Source organism: Moraxella sp. E33BD (genome assembly GCF_041807865.1).
Classification (GTDB): Bacteria; Pseudomonadota; Gammaproteobacteria; order Pseudomonadales; family Moraxellaceae; genus Moraxella; species Moraxella haemolytica.
In genome coordinates this window covers 132,359-155,783 of record NZ_JBGTZD010000005.1, presented here as the reverse complement: position 1 = coordinate 155,783, position 23,425 = coordinate 132,359, and the positions used below count along the sequence as shown (strand labels likewise).

16 protein-coding genes and 1 tRNA gene are annotated in these 23,425 nt (G+C 43.4%); 13 read left to right on the top strand and 4 right to left on the bottom strand.

Features of this window, described 5'->3' with window-relative positions; all coding sequences use genetic code 11:
- The first annotated feature begins 187 nt into the window (after positions 1-187).
- The 11 genes from ACERC6_RS04510 (at position 188) to gorA (ending at position 15,807) form a co-directional block, all read left to right on the top strand.
- Positions 188-263 (top strand) — tRNA-Trp (locus ACERC6_RS04510).
- Between the two features lie 63 nt (positions 264-326).
- Positions 327-803 (top strand): preprotein translocase subunit SecE, encoded by a 477-nt coding sequence (secE, locus tag ACERC6_RS04505; RefSeq protein WP_284673898.1) that lies wholly within the window; start codon positions 327-329, stop codon positions 801-803.
- Positions 804-834: 31 nt separating this feature from the next.
- Positions 835-1,365 (top strand): transcription termination/antitermination protein NusG, encoded by a 531-nt coding sequence (nusG, locus tag ACERC6_RS04500; RefSeq protein WP_373627929.1) that lies wholly within the window; start codon positions 835-837, stop codon positions 1,363-1,365.
- A 124-nt stretch (positions 1,366-1,489) separates the two neighbouring features.
- Positions 1,490-1,921, top strand: coding sequence for a 50S ribosomal protein L11 (gene rplK, locus ACERC6_RS04495; RefSeq protein ID WP_284673900.1), 432 nt, complete (start codon positions 1,490-1,492; stop codon positions 1,919-1,921).
- A complete protein-coding gene (gene rplA, locus ACERC6_RS04490; protein ID WP_284673901.1) occupies positions 1,921-2,622 on the top strand; it encodes a 50S ribosomal protein L1 in 702 nt (233 codons plus the stop codon). Before rplK ends, rplA begins: the two co-directional genes overlap by 1 nt.
- A 311-nt stretch (positions 2,623-2,933) precedes the next feature.
- Entirely contained in the window at positions 2,934-3,437 is a 504-nt protein-coding gene (gene rplJ / locus ACERC6_RS04485) for a 50S ribosomal protein L10 (protein ID WP_373627928.1), read from the top strand.
- 69 nt (positions 3,438-3,506) lie between these two features.
- Positions 3,507-3,878: a 50S ribosomal protein L7/L12 gene (rplL, locus tag ACERC6_RS04480; protein ID WP_373627927.1), complete on the top strand. Its 372-nt coding sequence runs from the start codon at positions 3,507-3,509 to the stop codon at positions 3,876-3,878.
- 633 nt (positions 3,879-4,511) lie between these two features.
- Entirely contained in the window at positions 4,512-8,621 is a 4,110-nt protein-coding gene (gene rpoB / locus ACERC6_RS04475; protein WP_373627926.1) for a DNA-directed RNA polymerase subunit beta, read from the top strand.
- Between the two features lie 80 nt (positions 8,622-8,701).
- A complete protein-coding gene (rpoC, locus tag ACERC6_RS04470) occupies positions 8,702-12,931 on the top strand; it encodes a DNA-directed RNA polymerase subunit beta' (protein WP_373627925.1) in 4,230 nt (1,409 codons plus the stop codon).
- A gap of 188 nt (positions 12,932-13,119) precedes the next feature.
- Positions 13,120-14,346, top strand: coding sequence for a phosphoglycerate dehydrogenase (gene serA, locus ACERC6_RS04465; RefSeq protein WP_284673906.1), 1,227 nt, complete (start codon positions 13,120-13,122; stop codon positions 14,344-14,346).
- Between the two features lie 81 nt (positions 14,347-14,427).
- Positions 14,428-15,807 (top strand): glutathione-disulfide reductase, encoded by a 1,380-nt coding sequence (gene gorA / locus ACERC6_RS04460; protein WP_373627924.1) that lies wholly within the window; start codon positions 14,428-14,430, stop codon positions 15,805-15,807.
- Positions 15,808-15,899: 92 nt separating this feature from the next.
- Here the strand turns inward: gorA and bioD are convergent, their stop codons facing one another.
- The 4 genes from bioD to nadD all read right to left on the bottom strand — a co-directional run bounded on the left by bioD (position 15,900) and on the right by nadD (position 19,161).
- Positions 15,900-16,568, bottom strand: coding sequence for a dethiobiotin synthase (gene bioD, locus ACERC6_RS04455; protein WP_373627923.1), 669 nt, complete (start codon positions 16,566-16,568; stop codon positions 15,900-15,902).
- An 8-nt stretch (positions 16,569-16,576) separates the two neighbouring features.
- On the bottom strand, positions 16,577-17,899 hold the full coding sequence (gene bioA / locus ACERC6_RS04450) for an adenosylmethionine--8-amino-7-oxononanoate transaminase (RefSeq protein WP_373627922.1): 1,323 nt from the start codon (positions 17,897-17,899) through the stop codon (positions 16,577-16,579).
- A 183-nt stretch (positions 17,900-18,082) separates the two neighbouring features.
- Positions 18,083-18,466, bottom strand: coding sequence for a ribosome silencing factor (gene rsfS, locus ACERC6_RS04445; RefSeq protein ID WP_284673908.1), 384 nt, complete (start codon positions 18,464-18,466; stop codon positions 18,083-18,085).
- Positions 18,467-18,516: 50 nt separating this feature from the next.
- The gene (nadD, locus tag ACERC6_RS04440) at positions 18,517-19,161 is read right to left on the bottom strand and encodes a nicotinate (nicotinamide) nucleotide adenylyltransferase (RefSeq protein WP_284673909.1); all 645 of its coding nucleotides are present in this window, start codon (positions 19,159-19,161) and stop codon (positions 18,517-18,519) included.
- Between the two features lie 327 nt (positions 19,162-19,488).
- On the opposite strand from nadD, the gene uvrA reads away from it, so the two are divergent.
- Both uvrA and ACERC6_RS04430 read left to right on the top strand, forming a co-directional pair.
- Positions 19,489-22,356, top strand: a complete 2,868-nt coding sequence (uvrA, locus tag ACERC6_RS04435) for an excinuclease ABC subunit UvrA (protein WP_373627921.1) — start codon at positions 19,489-19,491, stop codon at positions 22,354-22,356.
- A gap of 269 nt (positions 22,357-22,625) precedes the next feature.
- A complete protein-coding gene (locus ACERC6_RS04430; protein ID WP_284673911.1) occupies positions 22,626-23,360 on the top strand; it encodes a single-stranded DNA-binding protein in 735 nt (244 codons plus the stop codon).
- The last annotated feature ends 65 nt before the right edge of the window (positions 23,361-23,425 follow it).

The window sequence follows — 23,425 nt, the reverse complement described above, 5'->3', positions numbered from 1 at the left end:
GGTGCTGGTGTTGTTGCTAATGTTAAAGGCTAATCTTTAACAAACCAACACAAACCAAAACAAAGCATCAGCTTTAACCCAAAACCCCTGCCAGAGATGGTGGGGGTTTTTGGTTGGGTGGTAAAAAATTATAATTAAGACTTGTATTTTTAAAAAAACCTGCTATAATAGCAGTCCTTAACACCTTAGGCGATTGGCTCAATTGGTAGAGCATCGGTCTCCAAAACCGAGGGTTGGGGGTTCGAGTCCCTCATCGCCTGCCATCTTATCTTTCCATACCATTCTTTTAATCATAAAAAATTGGTCACTCCAAGGCAATCTTCTGCATGAGCGATAATAAACATTTTGATTCACAAGCTGAAACTGTGGCGTCAAATAGCTCAGGCCAGCAAAAAAAACCAATTATCATATCCAAAGAAAATGTTGTCGAAGTTGCAAAAAAGCGTTCGGGAACAGACTACATTCTTTGGCTTTTAGCGATTGTTGTGTTGATTGGTGCAACCCTTGCTCCTGAATATTTGCCAAGATACTGGGTTTATGCAAATGACATTTGGATTCAGCTTGGAATTACGGTGGTTTTGGTTGTTTTTGCTATTGTGTGTTTAGCACTTACTCATCAAGGCAGAGCTTTTAAGACCTTGCTAAAAGATGCAGGCATTGAGCTAAGACGAGTAACTTGGCCAAGTAAAGACGAAACCATTCGCTATACTTGGCAGACAGTTTTGGCAATAATTATTTTTGGGCTAGTCATTTGGCTTTTGGATAATGTTTTTAACAAAATTGTTGGTTTTATTTTAAATTAATTCATTTTTAAATTGATTCAAGGGTGATGCGATGCGTTGGTATATTATCCAAGCATTTTCAGGTTATGAAAAGCAAGTACAAAGGTCTTTGATTGAGCGTATCAAACGCAGTGAATTTGCTGAATCTTTTGGTGATGTGCTTGTGCCAACCGAAGAAGTTATCGAGATGCGTGACGGTAAAAAACGCACAGTTGAGCACAAGCTGTTCCCTGGTTATGTCTTGATTAATATGGAGATGACCGAAGATACTTGGCATATCGTTAGAAGCTGTCCGAATATCACAGGTTTTATCGGAGGCACTCCAGAAAACCCAGCACCTATTACCAAAGCTGAAGCTGACCGTATTTTAAACCGCATCCAAAAGGGTAGTGATGCCCCTCGTCCAAAAACCATGTTTGAACCTGGCGAAGAAATACTGGTGATTGATGGTCCATTTACCGACTTTAAAGGCTTGGTTAAAAAAGTTGATTACGATAAATCAAAATTACATTTGACTGTCAGCGTGTTCAATCGCCCAACGGAAGTTGAGCTTGAGTTCACTAAAGTTGAAAAGATTAATTAGTGTTGATATAATTTAATTTTTGCTCTAGGCGTTGCTTAGGGCTTTTCGTTGAATTAAATATTGATTTAATTCTTAACCCTGGGGAGCTATTTTAGCGTTATTACCCACCATTGGAGAGAATCTCATGGCAAAGAAGATTGATGGCTACATCAAGCTACAAGTGCCTGCTGGTAAGGCAAACCCATCACCACCGATTGGTCCAGCTTTGGGTCAAAAAGGTGTGAATATCATGGCTTTTTGTAAAGAGTTTAATGCAGCATCTGCAAACTTTGAGCCAGGCTTGCCAATCCCAGTTGTTATCACTGTTTTTAACGACAAGTCTTTCACTTTCATCATGAAGTCGCCACCTGCGGCAGTCCTACTGCGTAAAGCAGCTGGCATTGCTAAAGGTTCTAGTGTACCTAACAAAGACAAAGTTGGTACAGTAACTCGTGCACAACTAGAAGAAATCGTAAAAACCAAAGAGGCAGACCTAACCGCTGCTGAACTTGAAGCGGCAATTCGTACTATTGCAGGTACTGCTCGCTCAATGGGTCTAAATGTGGAGGGTGTATAATGGCTAAGCTAACTAAGCGTCAAAAGCTAATCAACGAGAAAGTTGATACTAAAAAACTATACACCATCGAAGAAGCAGTTGCGATTTTGAATGATTTGCCAGCAGCAAAATTCAAAGAGTCTATTGATATCGCCATCAATCTAGGTGTTGACCCTCGTAAGTCAGACCAAGTTGTTCGTGGTGCTACCAATCTACCTGCAGGTACTGGTAAAACTAAGCGTGTTGCAGTATTTGCTCAAGGTGCGGCTGCTGAAGCTGCTAAAGAAGCTGGTGCTGATGTTGTTGGTTTTGAAGACTTGGCAGAAAGCATTAAAGCTGGCAACCTTGACTTTGATGTGGTAATCGCATCTCCAGACGCAATGCGTGTGGTTGGTCAATTGGGTACTGTACTTGGTCCACGCGGTCTCATGCCAAACCCAAAAGTTGGCACAGTAACTGCCGATGTTGCTACTGCGGTTAAAAACACCAAAGCAGGTCAGGCACAATACCGTGTTGATAAAGCAGGTATTATCCATGCTTCTATCGGTCAAGTTGGTTTTACTGGTGAGCAAATCGAACAAAACGCAACTGCTTTATTGAACGATTTAAAGCGTGCCAAACCAGCGACCTCTAAAGGTATTTATATTAAGAAAATTACCTTGTCTAGCACCATGGGTCCTGGCATCGCCATCGATCCAGTACCGCACCGTGCGAACAAGTAAGAGATAATTGTGGCGGACGCTTAGTCAGATAATTCTTGATTTTTTCGGCGTTTTGCTTATAATACTCAATTTCGTTGCTAGTTTTCCCGTTATCAAAATTAGCAACGCCATATTTTTAGTTCAGCACAGCGGGTTGTGCTGTCTAAGACCGTAGGTGTGATTGATTGTTTTCAAGCAATTACCTAAATTATGAATAAAACCATAAGCCTACGCAGACGGAAAGACGATAAGTCGCCGTATTTTGGTGTAGATTTTTTAAATCTATAAAACTTGCTTATTATCCGCATGGATAATAAATATGGAGACAACCCATGGCACTAAATCTTCAAGACAAACAAGCAATTGTTGCTGAAGTAAATGAAGCTGCCAAAGGTGCGCTCTCTGCTGTTGTTGCCGATTCTCGTGGCGTAACAGTAGCACAGATGACCGAACTTCGTAAATCGGCTCGTGCAGCAGGTGTTGATATGCGTATCGTGCGTAATACTTTATTACGCCGTGCCCTAGAAGATACCGATTTTGCTTGCATGAACGATACATTCGTTGGTCCTACTCTAATTGCATTTTCAAATGAACACCCAGGTGCAGCAGCACGCTTGTTCAAAGAATTTGCAAAGGGCAACGACAAGTTCGAAATCAAAGGCGCAGCTTTTGAAGGCGAATTTATTGATGCAAAATCAATCGATAAACTTGCAACACTACCAACCTACGACGAAGCTATTGCTCGTTTGATGGGTACAATGAAAGAAGCGGCAGCTGGCAAACTTGCGCGTACTTTGGCTGCACTTCGAGACAAACTGCAAGCAGAAGCGGCTTAATTTTTCCAAATATTTTAAAAATTATCCGTTTAATTTATTTTATACTCTTATTTCATAGGAACAATTGCTATGTCACTAACTAACGAACAAATTCTAGATGCAATCGCAGAAAAATCAGTAATGGAAATCGTTGAGCTTATCTCTGCGATGGAAGAAAAATTCGGCGTGTCTGCAGCAGCTCTAGCAGCAGCTCCAGCAGCTGGCGGCGAAGCAGCAGCAGCTGAAGAAAAAGACGACTTCAATGTTGTTCTAACTTCTGGCGGCGACAAGAAAGTAGCTGTTATTAAAGTAGTTCGTGAAGTAACTAGTCTAGGTCTAAAAGAAGCTAAAGACCTAGTTGAAGGTGCTCCACAAACTATCAAAGAAGGTGCATCTAAAGCTGAAGCTGAAGAGCTTAAGAAGAAACTTGAAGAAGCTGGCGCAAGCGTTGAGCTTAAGTAATTTTAGTCATCAGTTGCCATTGATGATTTAATGGTCTGATTAAAATAATTTAAAAAAGCCAATTTTGCATTTGCAATTTTGGCTTTTTTATTGGTTTTAAATCAAGGTTTGGTATATATACCAAATCTATCATGCGTTATCTTGCTTTGGTTCATCTGATGGCAAGTGGTTTTGTCATACTTGACAATAATTTGTATTGTGAAATATGTAGTATTTTAGACAACGACTGTTTGATTGATATATTTGCAGATTGTTAGATTGGCTACCTAGCTGGATTATCCCAAATTGATGCAAATTATTTATGTTATGCTTGCTTTTTATGATTATTTTTGTTAGAATTTATTATTTGACCTTTTGTGTTAGTTGTTCTTGTCAAGCAGAAAACACAAACTAAAAGGACAAACATACCCTATGCAAAACGACTTAATTTGTGATTAACCAAAGAAATGGCTAAATATCGCTTGGTATTTGGCATTTTGTCGTGTTTGTTTGATATGCAGTAGGGGCGTATCTGACAAATTGCGTGGGTTTTATGGGCGTTTGACAGCCGTCCCTTTATTGACAGTATTTCATTTTTGAAGGTTGGCTCTTGTTTTTGCAATGGGCTTTTCCAAATTAACGTAAGGAATCTTAATGGCTTATTCTTATACCGAAAAGAAACGCATTCGTAAAAGTTTTTCTAGACTTCCAGACGTCATGGATGTACCGTATCTATTGGCAATCCAAGTAGATTCTTACGAGCAGTTCTTACAAGAACACAAAAAGCCAAAAGAGCGTGCTAATGTTGGTCTGCAAGCTGCTTTTTCATCAATTTTCCCAATCGCTAGCCACTCTGGTAACGCTGAGCTTCAGTTTGTTGAGTATTATTTGGGTGAACCTGAATTTGATGAGCGTGAGTGTATCATGCGTGGCTCAACTTTTGCTGCACCACTGCGTGTAAAAATTCGTTTGGTCATTAAAGATAAGGACAGCAAAGATAAAGATAGCAAGGCGGCAATCAAAGACATTCGTGAGCAGAGTATCTTTATGGGCGAAATTCCGCTGATGACAGACAATGGTACTTTCATCATCAATGGTACCGAGCGTGTCATCGTATCGCAGCTGCATCGTTCGCCAGGTGTTTTCTTTGACCATGATAAGGGCAAATCGCATTCAAGTGGTAAGGTGCTTTATAATGCTCGTATCATTCCTTATCGTGGTTCTTGGCTTGACTTTGAGTTTGATGTTAAAGATTTGGTGTATGTGCGTATTGACCGTCGCCGTAAGTTGCTTGCCACCATTATTTTGCGTGCAATCGGTATGGAGACAGCAGACATTCTATCTACCTTCTTTGAAACGGTTGAGGTTTATAAAGGTGATGAATCGTTTGAAATTGAGCTGATTGCTGAACACTTGCAAGGTGAAATGGCTCAATTTGACATTGTATCGCCTGAAGGTAAGGTCATTGTTGAGCAAGGTAAGCGTATTAATGCTCGCCGTATCAAGGAAATCCAAGCATCTGGTATGACAAAACTTGCTGTGCCTGATGAGTATCTATATGAGCGTATTTTGGCAGAGGACATTGTTTATCACGATGAAGTGATTGCCCGTGCCAATACCTTAATCGACCACGATCTTTTGGTAAAATTGGCGGACAAGAGCATTAAAGGCTTTAAGATTTTGTTCACTAACGACATTGACCATGGTGCGTACATTGCCGATACCTTGCGTGCTGATACCGTGATGTCTCGTGAAGAGGCATTGATTGAGATCTACAAGGTGATGCGTCCAGGTGAGCCGCCAACGCTAGAAACTGCTGAAAAATTGTTTGAACAAATGTTCTTTAGCCAAGAGCGTTACGATTTGTCCAATGTCGGTCGCATGAAGTTCAATCGCCGTTTGGGTCGTGATTTTATCGATACTGATGACATTGATGTACAGCGTGAACAAGGCGTACTATCTAATCAAGACATCATTGATGTACTAAAAGAGCTGATTGAAATTCGCAACGGTCGTGGCGAAGTGGATGATATTGATCATCTGGGCAACCGCCGTATCCGTTCAGTGGGCGAGATGACCGAGAATCAATTCCGTATTGGTTTGGCTCGTGTGGAGCGTGCAGTTAAAGAGCGTCTGACAACTGCAGAGTCAGATAGCCTATCGCCACAAGATTTAATTAACTCAAAACCTGTGGCAGCAGCGATGAAAGAATTCTTTGGTTCATCGCAGTTATCACAGTTTATGGATCAAAACAACCCGCTTTCAGAGATTACCCATAAGCGTCGTGTATCAGCACTTGGTCCTGGTGGTTTGACTCGTGAGCGTGCAGGCTTTGAGGTGCGAGATGTGCATAATACGCACTATGGTCGTGTCTGTCCGATTGAGACACCTGAAGGTCCAAACATTGGTTTGATTAACTCTTTGGCAGTATTTGCTAAGACCAATAACTTTGGCTTTTTGGAGACGCCGTATCGCCGTGTTATCGATGGCAAGGTAACTGACGACATTGAATACATGTCAGCCATTGAAGAGGTGGGTTCGGTGATTGCACAGGCAGACTCGCCAATGAACGAAAATGGCGAACTGACCGAAGAGATGGTCATGGTGCGTTATCAGGGTGAATCGGTGCGTATGGGTGTGGATAAGGTTACCCATATGGATGTATCGCCACGCCAAGTTGTCTCGGTGGCAGCGTCTTTGATTCCGTTCCTTGAACACGATGATGCTAACCGTGCCTTGATGGGTGCGAACATGCAGCGTCAAGCTGTACCGACTTTGCGTTCTGATAAACCGCTTGTGGGTACTGGCATGGAGCGTCATGTGGCTCGTGATAGTGGTGTGTGTGTGGTCGCTAAGCGTGGTGGTGTGATTGAAGAAGTTGATGCCAGCCGTGTCATCGTGCGTGTTAATGAGAGCGAGATGACCGTTGGTGAAGCGGGCATTGATATTTATAATTTGATTAAGTACACCCGTTCCAACCAAAATACCTGTATTAACCAACGCATTATTGTCAACGAAGGCGATGTGATTGCTCGAGGAGACATCTTGGCTGATGGACCATCGACCGATTTGGGTGAATTGGCACTTGGTCAGAACATGCGTGTGGCGTTCATGCCGTGGAATGGCTATAACTTTGAGGACTCCATCTTATTGTCCGAGCGAGTGGTACAAGAAGATCGGTTTACCACCATTCATATCCAAGAGCTAACCTGTGTGGCTCGTGATACCAAGCTAGGCCCCGAAGAAATCACTGGCGATATTCCGAATGTGGGTGAGGCAGCGCTTGCCAACCTTGATGAGGCAGGTATTGTCTATATCGGTGCTGAAGTGGATGCGGGTGATATTTTGGTCGGTAAAGTAACACCAAAAGGCGAAAGTCAGCTAACCCCAGAAGAAAAGCTACTTCGTGCCATCTTTGGTGAAAAGGCAGCCGATGTTAAAGATACTTCACTTCGTGTACCATCATCAACTAAGGGTACAGTAATTGATGTGCAGGTATTTACTCGTGATGGTTTAGAAAAAGACAGTCGTGCCAAAGCCATTGAAAAGGCAATGTTGGACAACTATCGCAAAGACTTAAAAGAAGAGTTGGTGATTTTTGAAGCGGCGGCTCGTGGTCGTATCGTACATCTGCTTGATGGCGAGGTAGTAAGTGGCGGTGCAGGCTTTAAGGCAGGTACAGTATTGACAGCAGTGGATATGGAGAATTTATCTCTTGAAAGTTTGTTGGACATTCAACCCGCCAAAGAGGAAGTCTCTGAGCGTTTGACCCAAATCTCTGAATATCTGACTGACAAGCAAAAAGAGATTGATAACAAATTTGCTGAGAAAAAACGCAAATTGACCGCAGGCGATGATCTGGCACATGGTGTACAAAAAATCGTTAAGGTGTATTTGGCAGTGAAACGCCGTATTCAACCTGGTGATAAGATGGCAGGTCGTCATGGTAACAAAGGTGTTGTTTCTCGCATCATGCCTGTTGAGGACATGCCGTATGATGAAAAAGGCAATCCTGTTGATATCGTACTAAACCCACTGGGTGTACCTTCTCGTATGAACATCGGTCAGGTGCTAGAGACGCATTTAGGTATGGCGGCTCGTGGTCTTGGCGACAAAATCAATGAGATGATGCGTGCTCAGGCAGCTGTAGGCGAACTTCGTGAATTCTTGGATAAGATTTATAACAAAGTTGGCGGCGAGCAGGTGGATTTAGACAGCTTGTCAGATGAAGATATCTTGGCAATGTCTGAGAACCTGTGTGCTGGTGTGCCGATGGGTACAGCCGTCTTTGATGGTGCTAAAGAGAGTCAAATCAAAGAGCTTTTAGAGTTGGCAGGTCTTGATAAATCAGGTCAGCAAACACTGTATGACGGAAGAACGGGCAAGAAATTTGACCGTCCTGTTACGGTGGGCTATATGTATATGCTTAAATTGAACCACTTGGTTGATGATAAGATGCACGCTCGTTCAACAGGTTCATACTCACTAGTAACACAACAACCACTTGGTGGTAAAGCACAGTTTGGTGGTCAGCGTTTTGGTGAGATGGAGGTTTGGGCACTTGAGGCATACGGTGCAACTTATACTTTACAAGAGATGTTGACTGTGAAGTCGGACGATGTTGAAGGTCGTACACGCATGTATAAAAACATCGTTGACGGTGAGCAATACATGAACCCAGGTATGCCAGAGTCGTTTAATGTATTGACCAAAGAAATTCGCTCACTGGGCATTAACATTGACTTAAAAGAAAAGAAAAAATAAGCCAAGCCTAAAAGATGAGCATTGATCCAGACACAAGGGTGTCTGGATTACCGAATTGACGAATATAACGGAGAATCCTTTTGAAAGATTTATTAGACATCATGAAAGGCCCTGCCGATACAGGCATCAAAGAGTTTGACAGTATTCAGATTTCTTTGGCAAGCCCTGATACCATCAAATCTTGGTCGCATGGCGAAGTTAAAAAACCTGAAACCATCAATTATCGTACCTTCAAACCTGAGCGTGATGGTCTATTCTGTGCCAAAATCTTTGGGCCTGTCAAGGATTTTGAATGTCTGTGTGGTAAATACAAACGCCGCAAATTCCAAGGCATCATCTGTGAAAAATGTGGTGTAGAAGTTACTGCCGCTAAAGTGCGTCGTGATCGCATGGGTCATATTGAGCTTGCCAGTCCTGTGGCTCATATCTGGTTCTTAAAATCACTACCAAGTCGCATCGGTCTATTACTTGATATTACGCTTCGTGATATTGAGCGTGTTCTATATTTTGAAAGCTATATCGTTACTGATCCTGGCATGACTGCTCTTGAAAAGTATCAATTGCTTGATGATGAAGAATATTTTACCGCACTTGAACAATATGGCGATGAATTCATTGCTAAAATGGGTGCAGAAGCGGTTCAAGACCTATTAAAAGATATTGATGTTGATGGTGAGATTGATGAGTTGCGTGCGGAGATTCCACAAACCAGCTCTGAAACCAAGCTAAAAAAGATGGCAAAACGCTTACAGCTACTTGAATCATTCCGTGATTCTGGCAACAAGCCTGAATGGATGGTAATGACCATTTTGCCAGTATTGCCACCTGATTTGCGTCCGCTTGTGCCACTTGAAGGTGGTCGCTTTGCTACCTCTGATTTGAACGACTTGTATCGCCGAGTTATTAACCGTAATAACCGTCTAAAACGCCTACTTGAGCTAAACGCCCCTGATATTATCGTGCGTAACGAAAAGCGTATGCTACAAGAAGCAGTGGACGCATTACTTGATAATGGTCGTCGTGGTCGTGCAATTACTGGCTCAAATAAACGCCCACTAAAATCACTTGCTGACATGATCAAAGGTAAGCAAGGTCGCTTCCGTCAAAACCTATTGGGTAAGCGTGTAGACTATTCTGGTCGTTCGGTGATTGTGGTTGGTCCTACTCTTCGTCTGCATCAGTGTGGTCTGCCTAAGAAAATGGCACTTGAGTTGTTCAAACCATTTACTTACGCCAAGCTACTACAAAATAATATTGCTCAGACTATTAAAGCCGCCAAGAAAATGGTAGAGCGTGAAGAGCCTGCGGTTTGGGATATGTTGGCGAGCGTGATTCGTGAACACCCTGTATTGCTCAACCGTGCACCAACGCTACACCGTTTGGGCTTGCAAGCATTTGAACCTGTGCTGATTGAAGGTAAAGCAATTCAGTTACACCCTCTTGTCTGTGCGGCATTTAACGCCGACTTTGACGGTGACCAGATGGCGGTGCATGTGCCATTGACATTAGAAGCTCAGCTTGAAGCCCGTGCACTGATGATGTCAACGAACAACATTCTATCGCCAGCTAATGGCGAGCCAATTATCGTACCGTCTCAGGATGTGGTCTTAGGATTGTATTATATCAGCCGTAGCCATATCGGTGCTAAAGGCGAGAACATGGTGTTTAGTACGGTCAATGAAGCACTGCGTGCGATTGGCTCAGAAGATTTGTCGGTCAATGCTAAAATCAAAGTTCGTGTTACTGAGACCATCATTGATGAAAGAACCGGTGAAAGAACCACCAAAACCGAAATTAAAGACACTATTGCAGGTCGTCTTTTGATTTGGAATATCATGCCAGAAGGTATGGCATTTAGTGAATGCAACCTTGAGATGACCAAGAAAAACATCTCTAAGCTACTTAATTCATGCTATCGTAAACTGGGTGTGAAAGAGTCGGTTCTTTTTGCTGACCATTTGATGTATCTAGGTTTTGCCCAAGCGACCTTGTCGGGCATTTCTATTGGTATGGAAGACATGGTCATTCCACCAACCAAAAAAGAGATCATGGATGCTGCCGATTCAGAAGTGCGTGAGATTGAACAGCAGTTTGAACAAGGCTTTGTCACTGCAGGTGAACGCTATAACAAAGTCGTTGATATCTGGTCTAGAACTTCTGATAAAATCGCCAATGCGATGATGGATAACCTATCAACCGATGAAGTTGTGAACAGCGAGGGTGAAGTTGAGCGTGAAAAATCTTTCAACTCAATTTATATGATGGCGGACTCTGGTGCTCGTGGTAGTGCCACGCAGATTCGTCAGCTTGCTGGTATGCGTGGTCTGATGGCAAAACCAGATGGTTCGATTATTGAGACACCAATTAAAGCAAACTTCCGTGAAGGTCTGACGGTACTTCAGTACTTTATCTCAACGCACGGTGCGCGTAAGGGTCTTGCTGATACCGCACTTAAGACAGCGAACTCTGGTTATCTAACCCGCCGTTTGGTTGATGTGGCACAAGACTTGGTCATTACCACTGATGACTGTGGCACGCAGGCAGGTCAGCGTATGACTCCTGTTATTGATGGTGGCGAGATTGTTGAGCGTCTAGGCGACCGTGTATTGGGTCGTGTTATTGCCAAAGATGTGCTTGATGCTGACAATCAAGTGATTGCAGAGGCAGGTACTTTGATTGATGAGCGTATGGTTGAAAAGTTAGATGCCAATGCCATTGATGAAGTTTATGTGCGTTCGGTGATTACCTGTGAGTCAGGACATGGGGTGTGTGCTAAGTGTTACGGTCGTGATCTGGCTCGTGGACACCTTGTGAATATCGGCGAATCTGTGGGTGTCATGGCGGCACAGTCTATCGGTGAACCTGGTACACAGCTGACCATGCGTACATTCCACGTGGGTGGTGCGGCATCGGCAGCAGCTGTTGATAACAGTGTATCGGTAGGTAGCAATGGTTCTGTGCGTTTCCATAACATGAAGACTGTTGAGCATGCTGATGGTCATCTGGTGGTTGTTTCTCGTTCAGCTGAAATCGGTGTGGCAGACAGTCAAGGTCGTGAGCGTGAACGCTATAAAGTGCCTTATGGTTCAAATATCTTGCTTCGTGATGGTGCAGAAGTGGCTGCAGGCGATGTCATTGCCAAATGGGACCCACACACCCACCCAATCATCACCGAGTTTGCAGGTACAGCACGCTTTAGCGACATCACTGATGGCATGACCGCTACTGTAAAAGTGGACGAAACCACCGGTATGAGCTCTTTTGAAATCTTGGCAAGTAAAGACCGCCCAAGTATTGCCAAAGACTTGCGTCCTGCGATTATCTTGGATACTAAAGAAGGCAAAGAAGTGGTTTATTTCCTGCCTGCCGAGACGGTTATCCGTGTATCAGAAGGTGAGCAAGTAACAGCAGGTTCGGTGCTTGGTCGTGTGCCACAAGCCACTTCTGGTACTAAAGATATTACTGGTGGTCTGCCACGAGTTGCCGACCTATTTGAAGCACGCCGTCCAAAAGATCATGCAATCATGGCAGAAATGAGTGGTGTGGTGTCATTTGGTAAAGAAACTAAAGGCAAAAACCGCTTTATCATCACCGATGAAGATGGCAATGTCCATGAAGAGCTGATTCCAAAATGGCGTCAAATCAATGTGTTTGAAGGTGAAACGGTTGAGCGTGGCGAGGTGGTATCTGATGGTCCGCTAAATCCCCATGACATCTTACGCCTAAAAGGTGAAACAGCACTTGCGAACTACATTGTAAATGAAGTGCAAGAAGTGTATCGCTTACAAGGTGTTAAGATTAACGATAAGCACATTGAAGTTATTGTGCGTCAGATGTTGCGTAAAGTTGAGATTGTTGATGGCGGTGATTCTAGCTACTTTAAAGGCGACCAAGCTGAATATACCAAGATTCGTGCTCTCAATGAGGAATTGATAGCCAATGACAAGTTCCCAGTACAGTATGAGCGTCAGCTATTAGGTATTACCAAGGCATCGCTTGCAACGGAGAGCTTCATTTCAGCAGCGTCGTTCCAAGAGACTACCCGTGTCCTAACAGCAGCAGCAACAATGGGTAAAGTCGATGACCTAGCAGGTCTAAAAGAGAATGTCGTGGTTGGTCGTCTGATTCCGGCAGGTACAGGTTTGGCATATCATCAAAACCGCCAACGCAAAGCACAGCTAGAAAAAGAGGCTGAGATGGCAAGTGCAGATATTGGCTTGAGCGATGAACTGCTCACTCCTATTGAAACTTTGCCAACAGAAGACAGCTTTGCTAAAGCCTTCGCTGATGAATTGGGACAAAACAGCTAATCAGCTCATCAAAAAGCTCATCATATGTGGTGGGCTTTTTGTTTATGACGGTATTTAAGGCGGTATCACAAGTTGGAATTATCTGAATTAGTATCGCCAGTTTTATGGATATTTAAGCGAAGATAATTTGCAATCAATATCTGATGTGTGACATACTTTTTGCTTACCTTATTAGTTGAGAGTTTTTTATGACCTTATCACTCCAAAAAGACAAAATTCGCTTCTTATTATTAGAAGGTGTGCATGAAAATGCCCTAAAGGTGCTAAATGATGCAGGCTATACGAATATTGAATACATTAAATCAGCACTTGATGAAGCCGTTTTGATTGAAAAAATCAAAGATGTGCATTTCATTGGTATTCGTTCTCGCACACAGCTGACTCGTCAGGTGCTAGAATCTGCCGAAAAGTTGATTGCAATCGGCTGTTTTTGTATCGGTACCAACCAAGTGGATTTGGATGCAGCTCTTGAGTTGGGTATTCCTGTGTTTAATGCACCATATTCAAATACGCGTTCGGTTGCAGAACTTGTACTTGCCGAGACCATCATGCTCATGCGCGGCATTCCTGAAAAAAATGCAGTTGTGCATCGTGGTGGTTGGAATAAGTCTGCCAAAGACAGTTATGAAGTGCGTGGAAAGACGATGGGTATTGTCGGCTATGGTTCTATCGGTTCACAACTGTCTGTGCTGTGTGAGGCACTGGGAATGAAAGTGATTTATCATGATGCGGTTACCAAACTTCCGTTGGGCAATGCTTCGCAGGTGGGTAGTTTTGATGAACTGCTTGCTCAAGCAGATGTTGTTACCCTGCATGTCCCTGATTTGCCAAGCACTCGCAACATGATGACCAAGACAGAATTTGCCAAGATGAAAGACGGTGCGTTGTTTATCAATGCGGCTCGTGGCGGATGTGTGGATATTGATGCATTGGCTGATGCACTAACCAGCGGTAAAATCTTAGGGGCGGCGATTGATGTTTTCCCAAAAGAACCAAAGTCAGCTGATGAAGAGTTTGCCTCGCCACTGCGTAAGTTTGATAATGTTATCTTAACTCCGCATGTGGGTGGATCAACCCAAGAAGCACAGGCGAACATTGGTCTTGAAGTAGCCGAAAAATTCGTGAAGTATTCGGATCAAGGCGACACCACCAGTGCGGTGAATTTCCCGAATGTTTCTATCCCATTCACCACAGGTACGCACCGCCTATTACACATTCATCGCAATGTTCCAGGCGTATTGTCTCAGATTAACGCATCATTTGCTGATGCAGGCATTAATATCGCCGCACAGTCTTTGATGACCAAAGGCGATATCGGTTATCTGGTGATGGATGTTGATGACAACGATTCATGCAAGGCAATGGAGCGTCTGCGTGCTGTGCCTGAAACCATTAAGGTGCGTGTTTTATTCTAAACGCAGACTTAGAAGATTGCTTTTATTTTATAGTATTTTTCTTGGTAAAATACAAAGAAGATAATTTAGATGGAGAGTATCATGATAACTGATTTTGATGTGCAATTTGATTATGATTATATCGCTATTGGTGGTGGGTCTGGTGGCATTGCCTCTGCCAACCGTGCAGCAATGTACGGACAAAAAACCGCCATTATTGAAAGTACGCACATTGGCGGTACTTGTGTGAATGTCGGCTGTGTACCAAAAAAAGTCTTGTGGTATGGAGCGAATCTAGCGGAGCATATCCATAAATACGCACCCGATTATGGCTTTGGGTTAACTGTAAAAGAGTTTAATTTTAAAACTTTGGTGGATAATCGCACCGCTTATATCAATCGCATTCATCAATCCTATCAAAAAGGCTTTGATAAAAACAATGTTACCGTCATTCGTGGCTTTGCTAAATTTATTGACAAGCACACTCTTGAGATTGATAAGGGTAATGGTGAAAAAGAGACGGTTACCGCTCGCCATATTCTCATTGCCACAGGGGGTAAGCCGATGGTTCCCAATATTGATGGAGCTCAATTTGGCGAGACTTCTGATGATTTTTTTGAATGGGAAAATTTACCAAAATCAGTTGCAATCGTTGGTTCTGGCTATATCGGCGTAGAGCTTGCAGGAGTGTTAAATGCTCTTGGGGTAGAGACGCATTTGATTGTGCGAGGCGATCGAATCTTAAAGAATTTTGATGAAGCAATCATTGATGAACTTGGTCATATTATGCAAAATGATGGCATTATTTTTCATTATCAAAAAGAACCAAGTAAGATTGACAAGAATGATGACAATTCATTAACCATTCACTGTGGCGATACAATCATTACAACTGAAAAACTTATCTGGGCAACAGGGCGAAAAGCCAATACGGATCAGTTGAATTTGGATAAAGTTGGGGTAAAAACCAATAATAAAGGCGAAATCATTGTAGATGAATATCAAAACACAAGCGTAGATAATATCTTTGCGGTGGGCGATATCATACAAAATGGCATACAGCTTACCCCCATAGCGGTGGCGGCCGGACGCAGACTGTCTGAGCGACTATTTAACAGCAAACCGAACGAGCGTTTGGATTATCATAATGTCCCTAGCGTAATTTTTAGTCATCCGCCTGTTGGTACAGTGGGCTTGTCTGAAAAAGAAGCAAAAGCCCAATTTGATGATGTTAAAGTCTATACCTCTACCTTTACACCAATGCTATCTGCCATCACCAGTCATCGTCAACCTTGCAAAATGAAGCTTATCTGTGCAGGTGATGATAAAAAAGTCGTAGGACTGCACGGCGTGGGCTTTGGGGTGGATGAGATGATTCAAGGCTTTGCTGTGGCGATCAAGATGGGAGCAACCAAGGCAGACTTTGATGATACTGTTGCCATTCATCCGACAGGGAGTGAAGAGTTTGTAACAATGAGATGAGTTAGACTTACCATAAAAAGACAAATCATATTGGTGATTTGTCTTTTTCTTATTTGCGTAAAGCGTGTATCTGTGTTTTAATTCAGTTTAATTTATTTTCCTATCACTCTCTCAAATCCAATCATCTGCCCATCAATCAGTCGCATGAATAGGGTGTCTGGGTAATTATCCGCCACATATTTTTGTAAAAATGCTAAAGTGTCACTACTGATGTCTGGGTCGGTGTCAAAGTGATGGTTAAACACCATGCCAAACAGAGTAAGTCCACGAGAGCGTATCGCTTCAAGGGTCAATAGTGTATGATTGATACTGCCTAAGCGTGCCGATGTTACCACGATGACAGGATAACACTGTGTGGCAATGTAGTCTAGTGTGAGCAGATTATCGGTGATTGGTGCAAGCACACCACCTGCTCCTTCTAGTAGTACGATGTCAAAGTGAGTGTGTAGTTTTTTGGTAGCGTGTGTGATGATGTCGGTATTTAAAGAGCGGTTTTCTAGGCGTGCTGAAAGATGCGGACTGGCGGGCTTGGTCAGGACAATGGGGCAAGTTGTGCCGTCTATGTCAAGCTCGTGCAGTTTTATGCCCATCAGCTTTCGATGAGTTATGATGTCATCAGCAATGTCGCCTGTTACACCTGTTTGGATTAATTTTTGGGTGATGACAGAGTTGCCATGTAGCATTAGGTGGCGAGCCAGTATGCCTGTGGCATAGGTTTTACCAATATCTGTATCTATGCCTGTGATGAAGTAGGTGGTCATGATTAACCTTATCTTTGGTGGTTAAAATATTCGTGCAGTAACTTGATGAGATTGGCACATAACATCTTTAAGTCCTCATTGCTTATAACATAAGCAGGCATGAGATAAACGAGTTTGCCAAAGGGTCGCACCCAAATGCCATATTTGGGCAATAGTCGCTGAAAGGTTGGCATATCTATCATCTGCTTCATCTCAATGACTGCAATTGCTCCAAGTACTCGCACATCATAGACCTCCTTCCATGAAATTAGCTGTTGTAGGTGGGTGTTTAGTTTGTTTTGCATTTTCTGTGCTATATAGGCACTGTCGTGCTGCCATACTAGGTCAATGCTGGCAGAAGCAATCGCACAAGCAAGCGGATTGCCCATAAAAGTTGGGCCGTGCATGAGTGCAGGGTAGGGGCTATTGTGTAGAGTGTCGGCGATTTTGGCTGTACTCATTACTGCTCCAAAACTCATATAACCCCCTGTCAATGCTTTACCCAGTGTCATGATATCAGGGCAGATATTAGCGTGGCTGACAGCGAACATCTGTCCGCTTCGTCCAAAGCCTGTGGCAATCTCATCGCAGATGAGTAATACATCGTAATACTGACACAAGGCGTGCAGATGTGCTAGATATTGGGGTGAATAAAACCGCATACCGCCTGCACCTTGCACGATAGGCTCGATGATGAATCCTGCTAGCTTGTCATGATACCGCCCAAAAAAATTATCCATCTGTAAGCGAGTATCATCATCTAGGGGTGTATCAAATCCCATCGGCGGTGCTGGCAAAAAGTACTGTACAGGTAATTGACTACCATACAGGGTGTGCATGCTGTTCACAGGGTCGCAGACGCTCATGGCGTGCCAAGTATCGCCATGATAGCCAGAGTGTGTGCTACCGAAAGCATTTTTATGTGGTGTGCCACGAGCCATTTGATATTGTAGTGCCATTTTTAGGGCGACTTCTACCGCCACGCTACCACTATCAGCATAAAAAATTTTGGTTAGGTTTTTTGGGGTGATGCCAAGCAGTTTTTGCCCAAGCTCTATGGCGGGCGTATGAGTCAGCCCACCGAACATTACATGGCTCATTTTACCGATTTGCTCTGTTACGGCTTGGTTTAAAATAGGGTGATTGTAGCCGTGAATGCTTGCCCACCATGATGACATGCCGTCAATCAGTGATGTGCCATCAGCCATATACAGACGCACGCCGTTGGCATGGCTAATGAGATGATTGTCATAGCTTGGTGGTAAGCTGGCGTATGGATGCCATAGATGTGTACGGTCAAAGGTGGTTAATTGGTCTAAGATGTCAGGGTTGGTCAAATCATAAAGATTCATTTACATCTGCCCTAAAATATGTGTGGATTTGGGGTATTATAAAGGATTTACTAACTGTGGAACAATCTTTTTGGCAATCGGTCAAACCAAACAGACCGATCAATAAAAAAACCGCTCATCAAGAACGGTTTTATCTATGATTTAAGCATGATGTATCTTAAAGCAGTTTGACTGAAAGTCAAATCATGCTTTTTGTACAGCCAAAGCTTGCAGTGCTTCGGGCGATGACCATAAGCCTTCTAGGTCATAGAATTCACGGGCTTCACGAGTCATGATATGCACGACTACCGCTCCTAAGTCCACAAGCGTCCAATCGCTGTCTTTGTCGCCTTCACGACCTAGTGGCATAAGCCCTGATTCCTTGGCTTTTGCTCCGAGCTTATCCGCCAGTGCTTTAACATGGCGTTTGGAGGTGGCATTAGCGATGATGATGCGTTCAGCTACTTCGGTTAAATGCTCTACTGTCATCACGGTGATTTCGGTAGCTTTTAGGTCGTCTAGTGCTTCGGTAGCAAGGGCGACTTGTTCATCTAAAGTCAGTTTTTGGGTGTTGGTTTGGTTTGTCATTGTAGATACTTTAAAATTTTTACCAGATAAACTGATTATTATAGCACATTTTAATCAGTTTCGCCATAAAGTGCGTTGCGGTAAATATAATCTAGCACACTGGGGGCTAAGCCCTCGCCTGCTTTTGGGTCTTTTTTGGCAATCTGTGTCCGAATTTGGCCAGATGACATGGCATAAATGGGGGTGTGGTCTTGATAAATTTTACCGTTGTTATCCAAAAAATCACCCAGATTATCGGTTAAATTCTCCAAAATCTGTGGGCTAAATTCGCCATGTTGGATAAAATCACCACGCCAAAATGCCCAAATTTTGACAAAATCTAAAATCTCATTGCTATCTTTCCAAGTCGGTAGAGTGTACAGGCTGTCTTGCCCTAGGATAAAAATCAGTTGGTCGTTAGGGTGGGCTTGCCTAAGTAGTCGCACGGTATCAATGGTGTAGATGGGCGGTGTGCGGTCAAGTTCGCAGGTCTCAATGCCAATCGGCGTGCCATCGGTGGCAAGGCGTAACATGGTAAGGCGATGCTCATCAGTCGTAGGCTTACCCTTAAATGGGTTACCCTTGGTGGGCATGAGCGAGACGCTGATGGGGTCGGTGGCAGCCTGACTTAAAGCATGATGCACGCTCATTGCCATTGATAGATGTGATGAATGCACAGGGTCAAAGGAGCCACCAAGAAAGGCACGAATGGTCATGGCTGATTGGGTAAATGGATTTGTGCTAGTGTAGCAGAAGTTGGTTAGAGTGGCAAATGACCTAGCCTTCCGTCTTATTATGAAAGAAAAAAAAGAGAGGTTAATCTTTGATGGGCTTTGTAACTAGCCTTTGAATGTTGAAAAAGAGCGATAAATTAACAAAATGATAAAAACGATGAACATAACCTGTGTGATGATTGCCCATCGCCTGAGTAATCATCAGTGCTGATGAGATAATTTGTTTAAATAAACCTTAATGTTGCTTTAAAAATCACATCTTTACCCCATTAAGTCAATATCAATCAGATAATCCATCAAAGGCAACCTATGGCACACGAATTTATCAGCATTAAAGGTGCTCGTACGCACAACCTAAAAAATATCGATGTGGACATTCCACGAGATAAGCTTGTGGTGATTACAGGTCTTTCAGGTTCTGGAAAATCATCGCTCGCTTTTGATACGCTTTATGCTGAAGGGCAACGCCGTTATGTCGAAAGTTTATCCGCTTATGCTCGCCAATTTTTAAGTCAGATGGATAAGCCTGAGGTGGATAGTATTGAGGGTCTTTCTCCTGCCATCGCCATTGAACAAAAATCCACCAACCACAACCCTCGTTCTACCGTTGGTACGATTACCGAAGTCTATGATTACCTACGCCTACTATTTGCAAGAGTTGGTATACCCCATTGTCCAGAACATGACTTGCCAATGGTCGCCCAAACGGTCAGTGAAATGGTGGATGATATTCTTGCTAAACCTGATGGCACAAAACTGATGCTTCTAGCACCTGTTGTGCGTGAACGAAAGGGCGAGCATCTTGCCCTGTTGGAGAGTTTGCAGGCACAAGGTTTTACCAAATTTCGCATTGACGGTGCGGTCTACGATGTGGACGAGCTACCCACTCTTGCTAAGACGCACAAACACACCATTGAGGTGGTGGTGGATAGATTCAAGGTGCGAGATGATTTGGGTAATCGAGTGGCAGAAAGTTTGGAGACTGCCTTAAGATTGGGTAATGACATTGTCATCGTCCATCATATGGACGGGGCTGATGAAGCTGTTTTGTCCGCCAAGCATTCTTGTCCTGTCTGTGATAGGGCGGTTAGTGAGTTAGAGCCACGCCTTTTTAGTTTTAATAATCCTGCTGGGGCTTGCCCATCGTGTGATGGTCTGGGCAAGCGTCAGTATTTCTCTGCCGAGCGGATTGTTACCGAGCCTGCAAAATCCATCAATCAAGGGGCAATACATGGTTGGGACAAACGCCATGCTTATTATTTTGGGCTGTTGACCACAGTCTGTACGCATTTTGATATTGATATGGATAAGCCGTGGCAGGAATTACCCAAAAAAGAGCAAAACATCATCTTAAACGGTTCTGGCAAAGAAAAGATTGTCTTTAATTTTACCGATGAAAGGGGGCGTAAGACAACTAAGACCGTACCGTTTGAGGGGATTTTACCTTATCTAGAACGCCGTTATCATAGCACTACCAGTAACATTGTGCGAGATGAGATGGCTCAATACCTTTCGGATACTACTTGTAATGTCTGCAATGGCGTGCGTCTAAACGACATTGCTCGTCATGTCAAAGTGGACGGTCGTGGCGTGGGGGATATCATTCATCTGCCCATCGGTCAGGCATGGCAATATTATGAAAATCTGCACATTAGCGGACATAAAGGCGAGGTGGCGGATAAGATTTTTAAAGAAATTCGTGAACGGTTGGGATTTTTGACTAAGGTGGGCTTAGAGTATCTAACCCTTGCTCGTTCTGCTGAGACATTGTCAGGAGGTGAGGCACAGCGAATCCGTTTGGCAAGTCAAATCGGTGCAGGGCTAATGGGGGTTATGTATGTGCTTGATGAGCCGTCCATCGGACTGCACCAAAGAGATAATGACCGTTTGTTATCCACTCTAACGCATCTTAGGGATTTGGGCAACACGGTTATTGTCGTGGAGCATGACGAAGATGCCATCTGTATGGCAGATTATATCATTGATATTGGTGTGGGAGCAGGCGTGCATGGCGGAAGAGTGATTGCTGCAGGAACGGCAGATGAAATTGCCAAAAATAATGACTCCTTAACAGGGCAGTATTTGTCAGGTAAAAAACGCATTGAAGTCCCTAAAGTTCGTCATACTGCCAAGATGGGTGAGGTCAAAAAAGGCAAAAAGACGGTATCTGAACCTTTATATATCCGTCTAGAAGGAGCAAAAGGCAACAACCTAAAAAATGTTAATCTAGAAATTCCCATCGGTGTGATGACCTGCATCACAGGTGTGTCAGGCTCTGGCAAATCTACGCTCATCAATCGTACGCTCATGCCACTATCTGCCACATACCTAAATAATGCCACGACATTAGTACCCGAAAGTTACGATAAAATCACAGGGCTTGAGCATCTTGATAAGATGGTGGATATAGACCAAAGCCCCATTGGTCGTACCCCTCGTTCTAATCCTGCTACTTATACAGGGGTGTTTACGCTCATACGAGACCTATTCACCCAAACGCCTGAGGCAAGAGCTAGGGGATATAAAGCAGGGCGTTTTAGCTTCAATGTTAAGGGTGGTCGCTGCGAGGCTTGTCAAGGCGATGGCATGATTAAGGTGGAAATGCACTTTTTACCCGATATGTATGTGCCGTGCGATGTCTGTGATGGTAAACGCTACAATCGTGAGACGCTAGAGGTGCATTATAAAGGCAAGTCCATCAGTCAAGTGCTAGACATGACGGTGGAAAATGCACTTAGTTTCTTTGAGGCGATTCCTGCGATTCATCGCAAATTAGAAGCACTCATGCAAGTGGGACTGGGTTATATTCAGCTTGGTCAATCTGCCACGACATTATCGGGAGGTGAAGCCCAAAGGGTGAAACTTGCCAAAGAACTTGCCAAACGAGACACAGGGCAGACTTTATATATCCTAGATGAACCGACCACAGGACTGCATTTTCATGATATCAAAAAACTACTTGATATCCTGCACACCCTTAGAGATAAGGGTAATACGGTGGTGGTTATTGAGCATAATCTGGATGTAATTAAGACTGCTGACCATATCGTTGATTTGGGCTACGAAGGTGGTAATGGCGGTGGCATGATTGTTGCGACAGGAACGCCAGAGGAGGTGGCACAAGATGAGAAATCTCATACAGGGCGTTTTTTAAAAGGTGTGCTTGAAAAGGGATAAGTAGCAAAATTTTTGATGGTTGATTGTGCATCTGATGACGGTAGCGATGATGATTTATGCTATCGTCATGATGGAGCAGAAACATGATGGGTGTTTGATTAAATTTGCTACCATGAAAGCAAATTCCCAAAGATGCACAAGGCGAGCAAAAAAAGACTGGTAATTTTGCGAAATTTTCGTTAAAGTAGGCATACAGGCTTAGTTGAATAACAAGAATGGTCTGTGTAATAGGTGTTTTATATTTATATTAGTTAATGATAGAGTAGCTTATGAGTAGTGTGAATAAGGTAATCATTGTTGGTCGCTTGGGCAATGACCCAGAAGTGCGTTCTTTTCAAAATGGCGGCGGCGTTACGAATATTTCAGTAGCGACAAGCGAGCGTTGGACAGATAAAAATACAGGCGATCGTAAAGAGCAGACAGAATGGCATCGCATCAGTCTCTTTAACCGCTTGGGAGAGATTGCAGCTCAGTACTTGCGTAAAGGCAGTATGGTTTATATTGAAGGTAGCCTACAGACTCGTAAATACACAGATTCACAAGGCATTGAGCGATATAGCACAGAGATTCGTGCGTCAGAGATGCGTATGCTAAGCTCAAATAATGAGCAAGGTGGCTTTGGAGGCAATCAAGGCGGTTTTGGTAATAACTATAACGGCGGTAACAACTACGGCAATCAAGGTGGCTACCAAAACCAAAATAACCAACAGTGGGGCAATAACCAAAATCGTAATTTTAATAATAATTACAACCAAGATTACCCACAGGCAAATCAGGGTTTTGGTAATCAGGGCAATCCGAATGCTCAATATCAAAATGGATTTGCCAACCAAGCCAATCAGGGCGGACAGCCACCAATTCAAAGTCCAAACGCCAATCAAAACAACATGGCACAAAACAATTCTTTTGGTACGCCTAGTATGGCAAAACCAGAATCCACACCACCTGCTGCCAGTAAGCCAACACCTTCTACGGTGGTGGCAGATGATGACATGCCGTTTTAATTCATCAAGACTGGCAGTAATAACAAAAAAACAGCTGTATTTCAGCTGTTTTTTGTTTTTGGATA

What these genes read in the sequence shown, in the direction of transcription:
- secE (WP_284673898.1), top strand. Translation starts at nt 327, where the DNA reads ATGAGCGATAATAAACATTTTGATTCACAAGCTGAAACTGTGGCGTCA.
- nusG (WP_373627929.1), top strand. Translation starts at nt 835, where the DNA reads ATGCGTTGGTATATTATCCAAGCATTTTCAGGTTATGAAAAGCAAGTA.
- rplK (WP_284673900.1), top strand. Translation starts at nt 1,490, where the DNA reads ATGGCAAAGAAGATTGATGGCTACATCAAGCTACAAGTGCCTGCTGGT.
- rplA (WP_284673901.1), top strand. Translation starts at nt 1,921, where the DNA reads ATGGCTAAGCTAACTAAGCGTCAAAAGCTAATCAACGAGAAAGTTGAT.
- rplJ (WP_373627928.1), top strand. Translation starts at nt 2,934, where the DNA reads ATGGCACTAAATCTTCAAGACAAACAAGCAATTGTTGCTGAAGTAAAT.
- rplL (WP_373627927.1), top strand. Translation starts at nt 3,507, where the DNA reads ATGTCACTAACTAACGAACAAATTCTAGATGCAATCGCAGAAAAATCA.
- rpoB (WP_373627926.1), top strand. Translation starts at nt 4,512, where the DNA reads ATGGCTTATTCTTATACCGAAAAGAAACGCATTCGTAAAAGTTTTTCT.
- serA (WP_284673906.1), top strand. Translation starts at nt 13,120, where the DNA reads ATGACCTTATCACTCCAAAAAGACAAAATTCGCTTCTTATTATTAGAA.
- gorA (WP_373627924.1), top strand. Translation starts at nt 14,428, where the DNA reads ATGATAACTGATTTTGATGTGCAATTTGATTATGATTATATCGCTATT.
- bioD (WP_373627923.1), bottom strand. Translation starts at nt 16,568, where the DNA reads ATGACCACCTACTTCATCACAGGCATAGATACAGATATTGGTAAAACC.
- bioA (WP_373627922.1), bottom strand. Translation starts at nt 17,899, where the DNA reads ATGAATCTTTATGATTTGACCAACCCTGACATCTTAGACCAATTAACC.
- rsfS (WP_284673908.1), bottom strand. Translation starts at nt 18,466, where the DNA reads ATGACAAACCAAACCAACACCCAAAAACTGACTTTAGATGAACAAGTC.
- nadD (WP_284673909.1), bottom strand. Translation starts at nt 19,161, where the DNA reads ATGACCATTCGTGCCTTTCTTGGTGGCTCCTTTGACCCTGTGCATTCA.
- uvrA (WP_373627921.1), top strand. Translation starts at nt 19,489, where the DNA reads ATGGCACACGAATTTATCAGCATTAAAGGTGCTCGTACGCACAACCTA.
- ACERC6_RS04430 (WP_284673911.1), top strand. Translation starts at nt 22,626, where the DNA reads ATGAGTAGTGTGAATAAGGTAATCATTGTTGGTCGCTTGGGCAATGAC.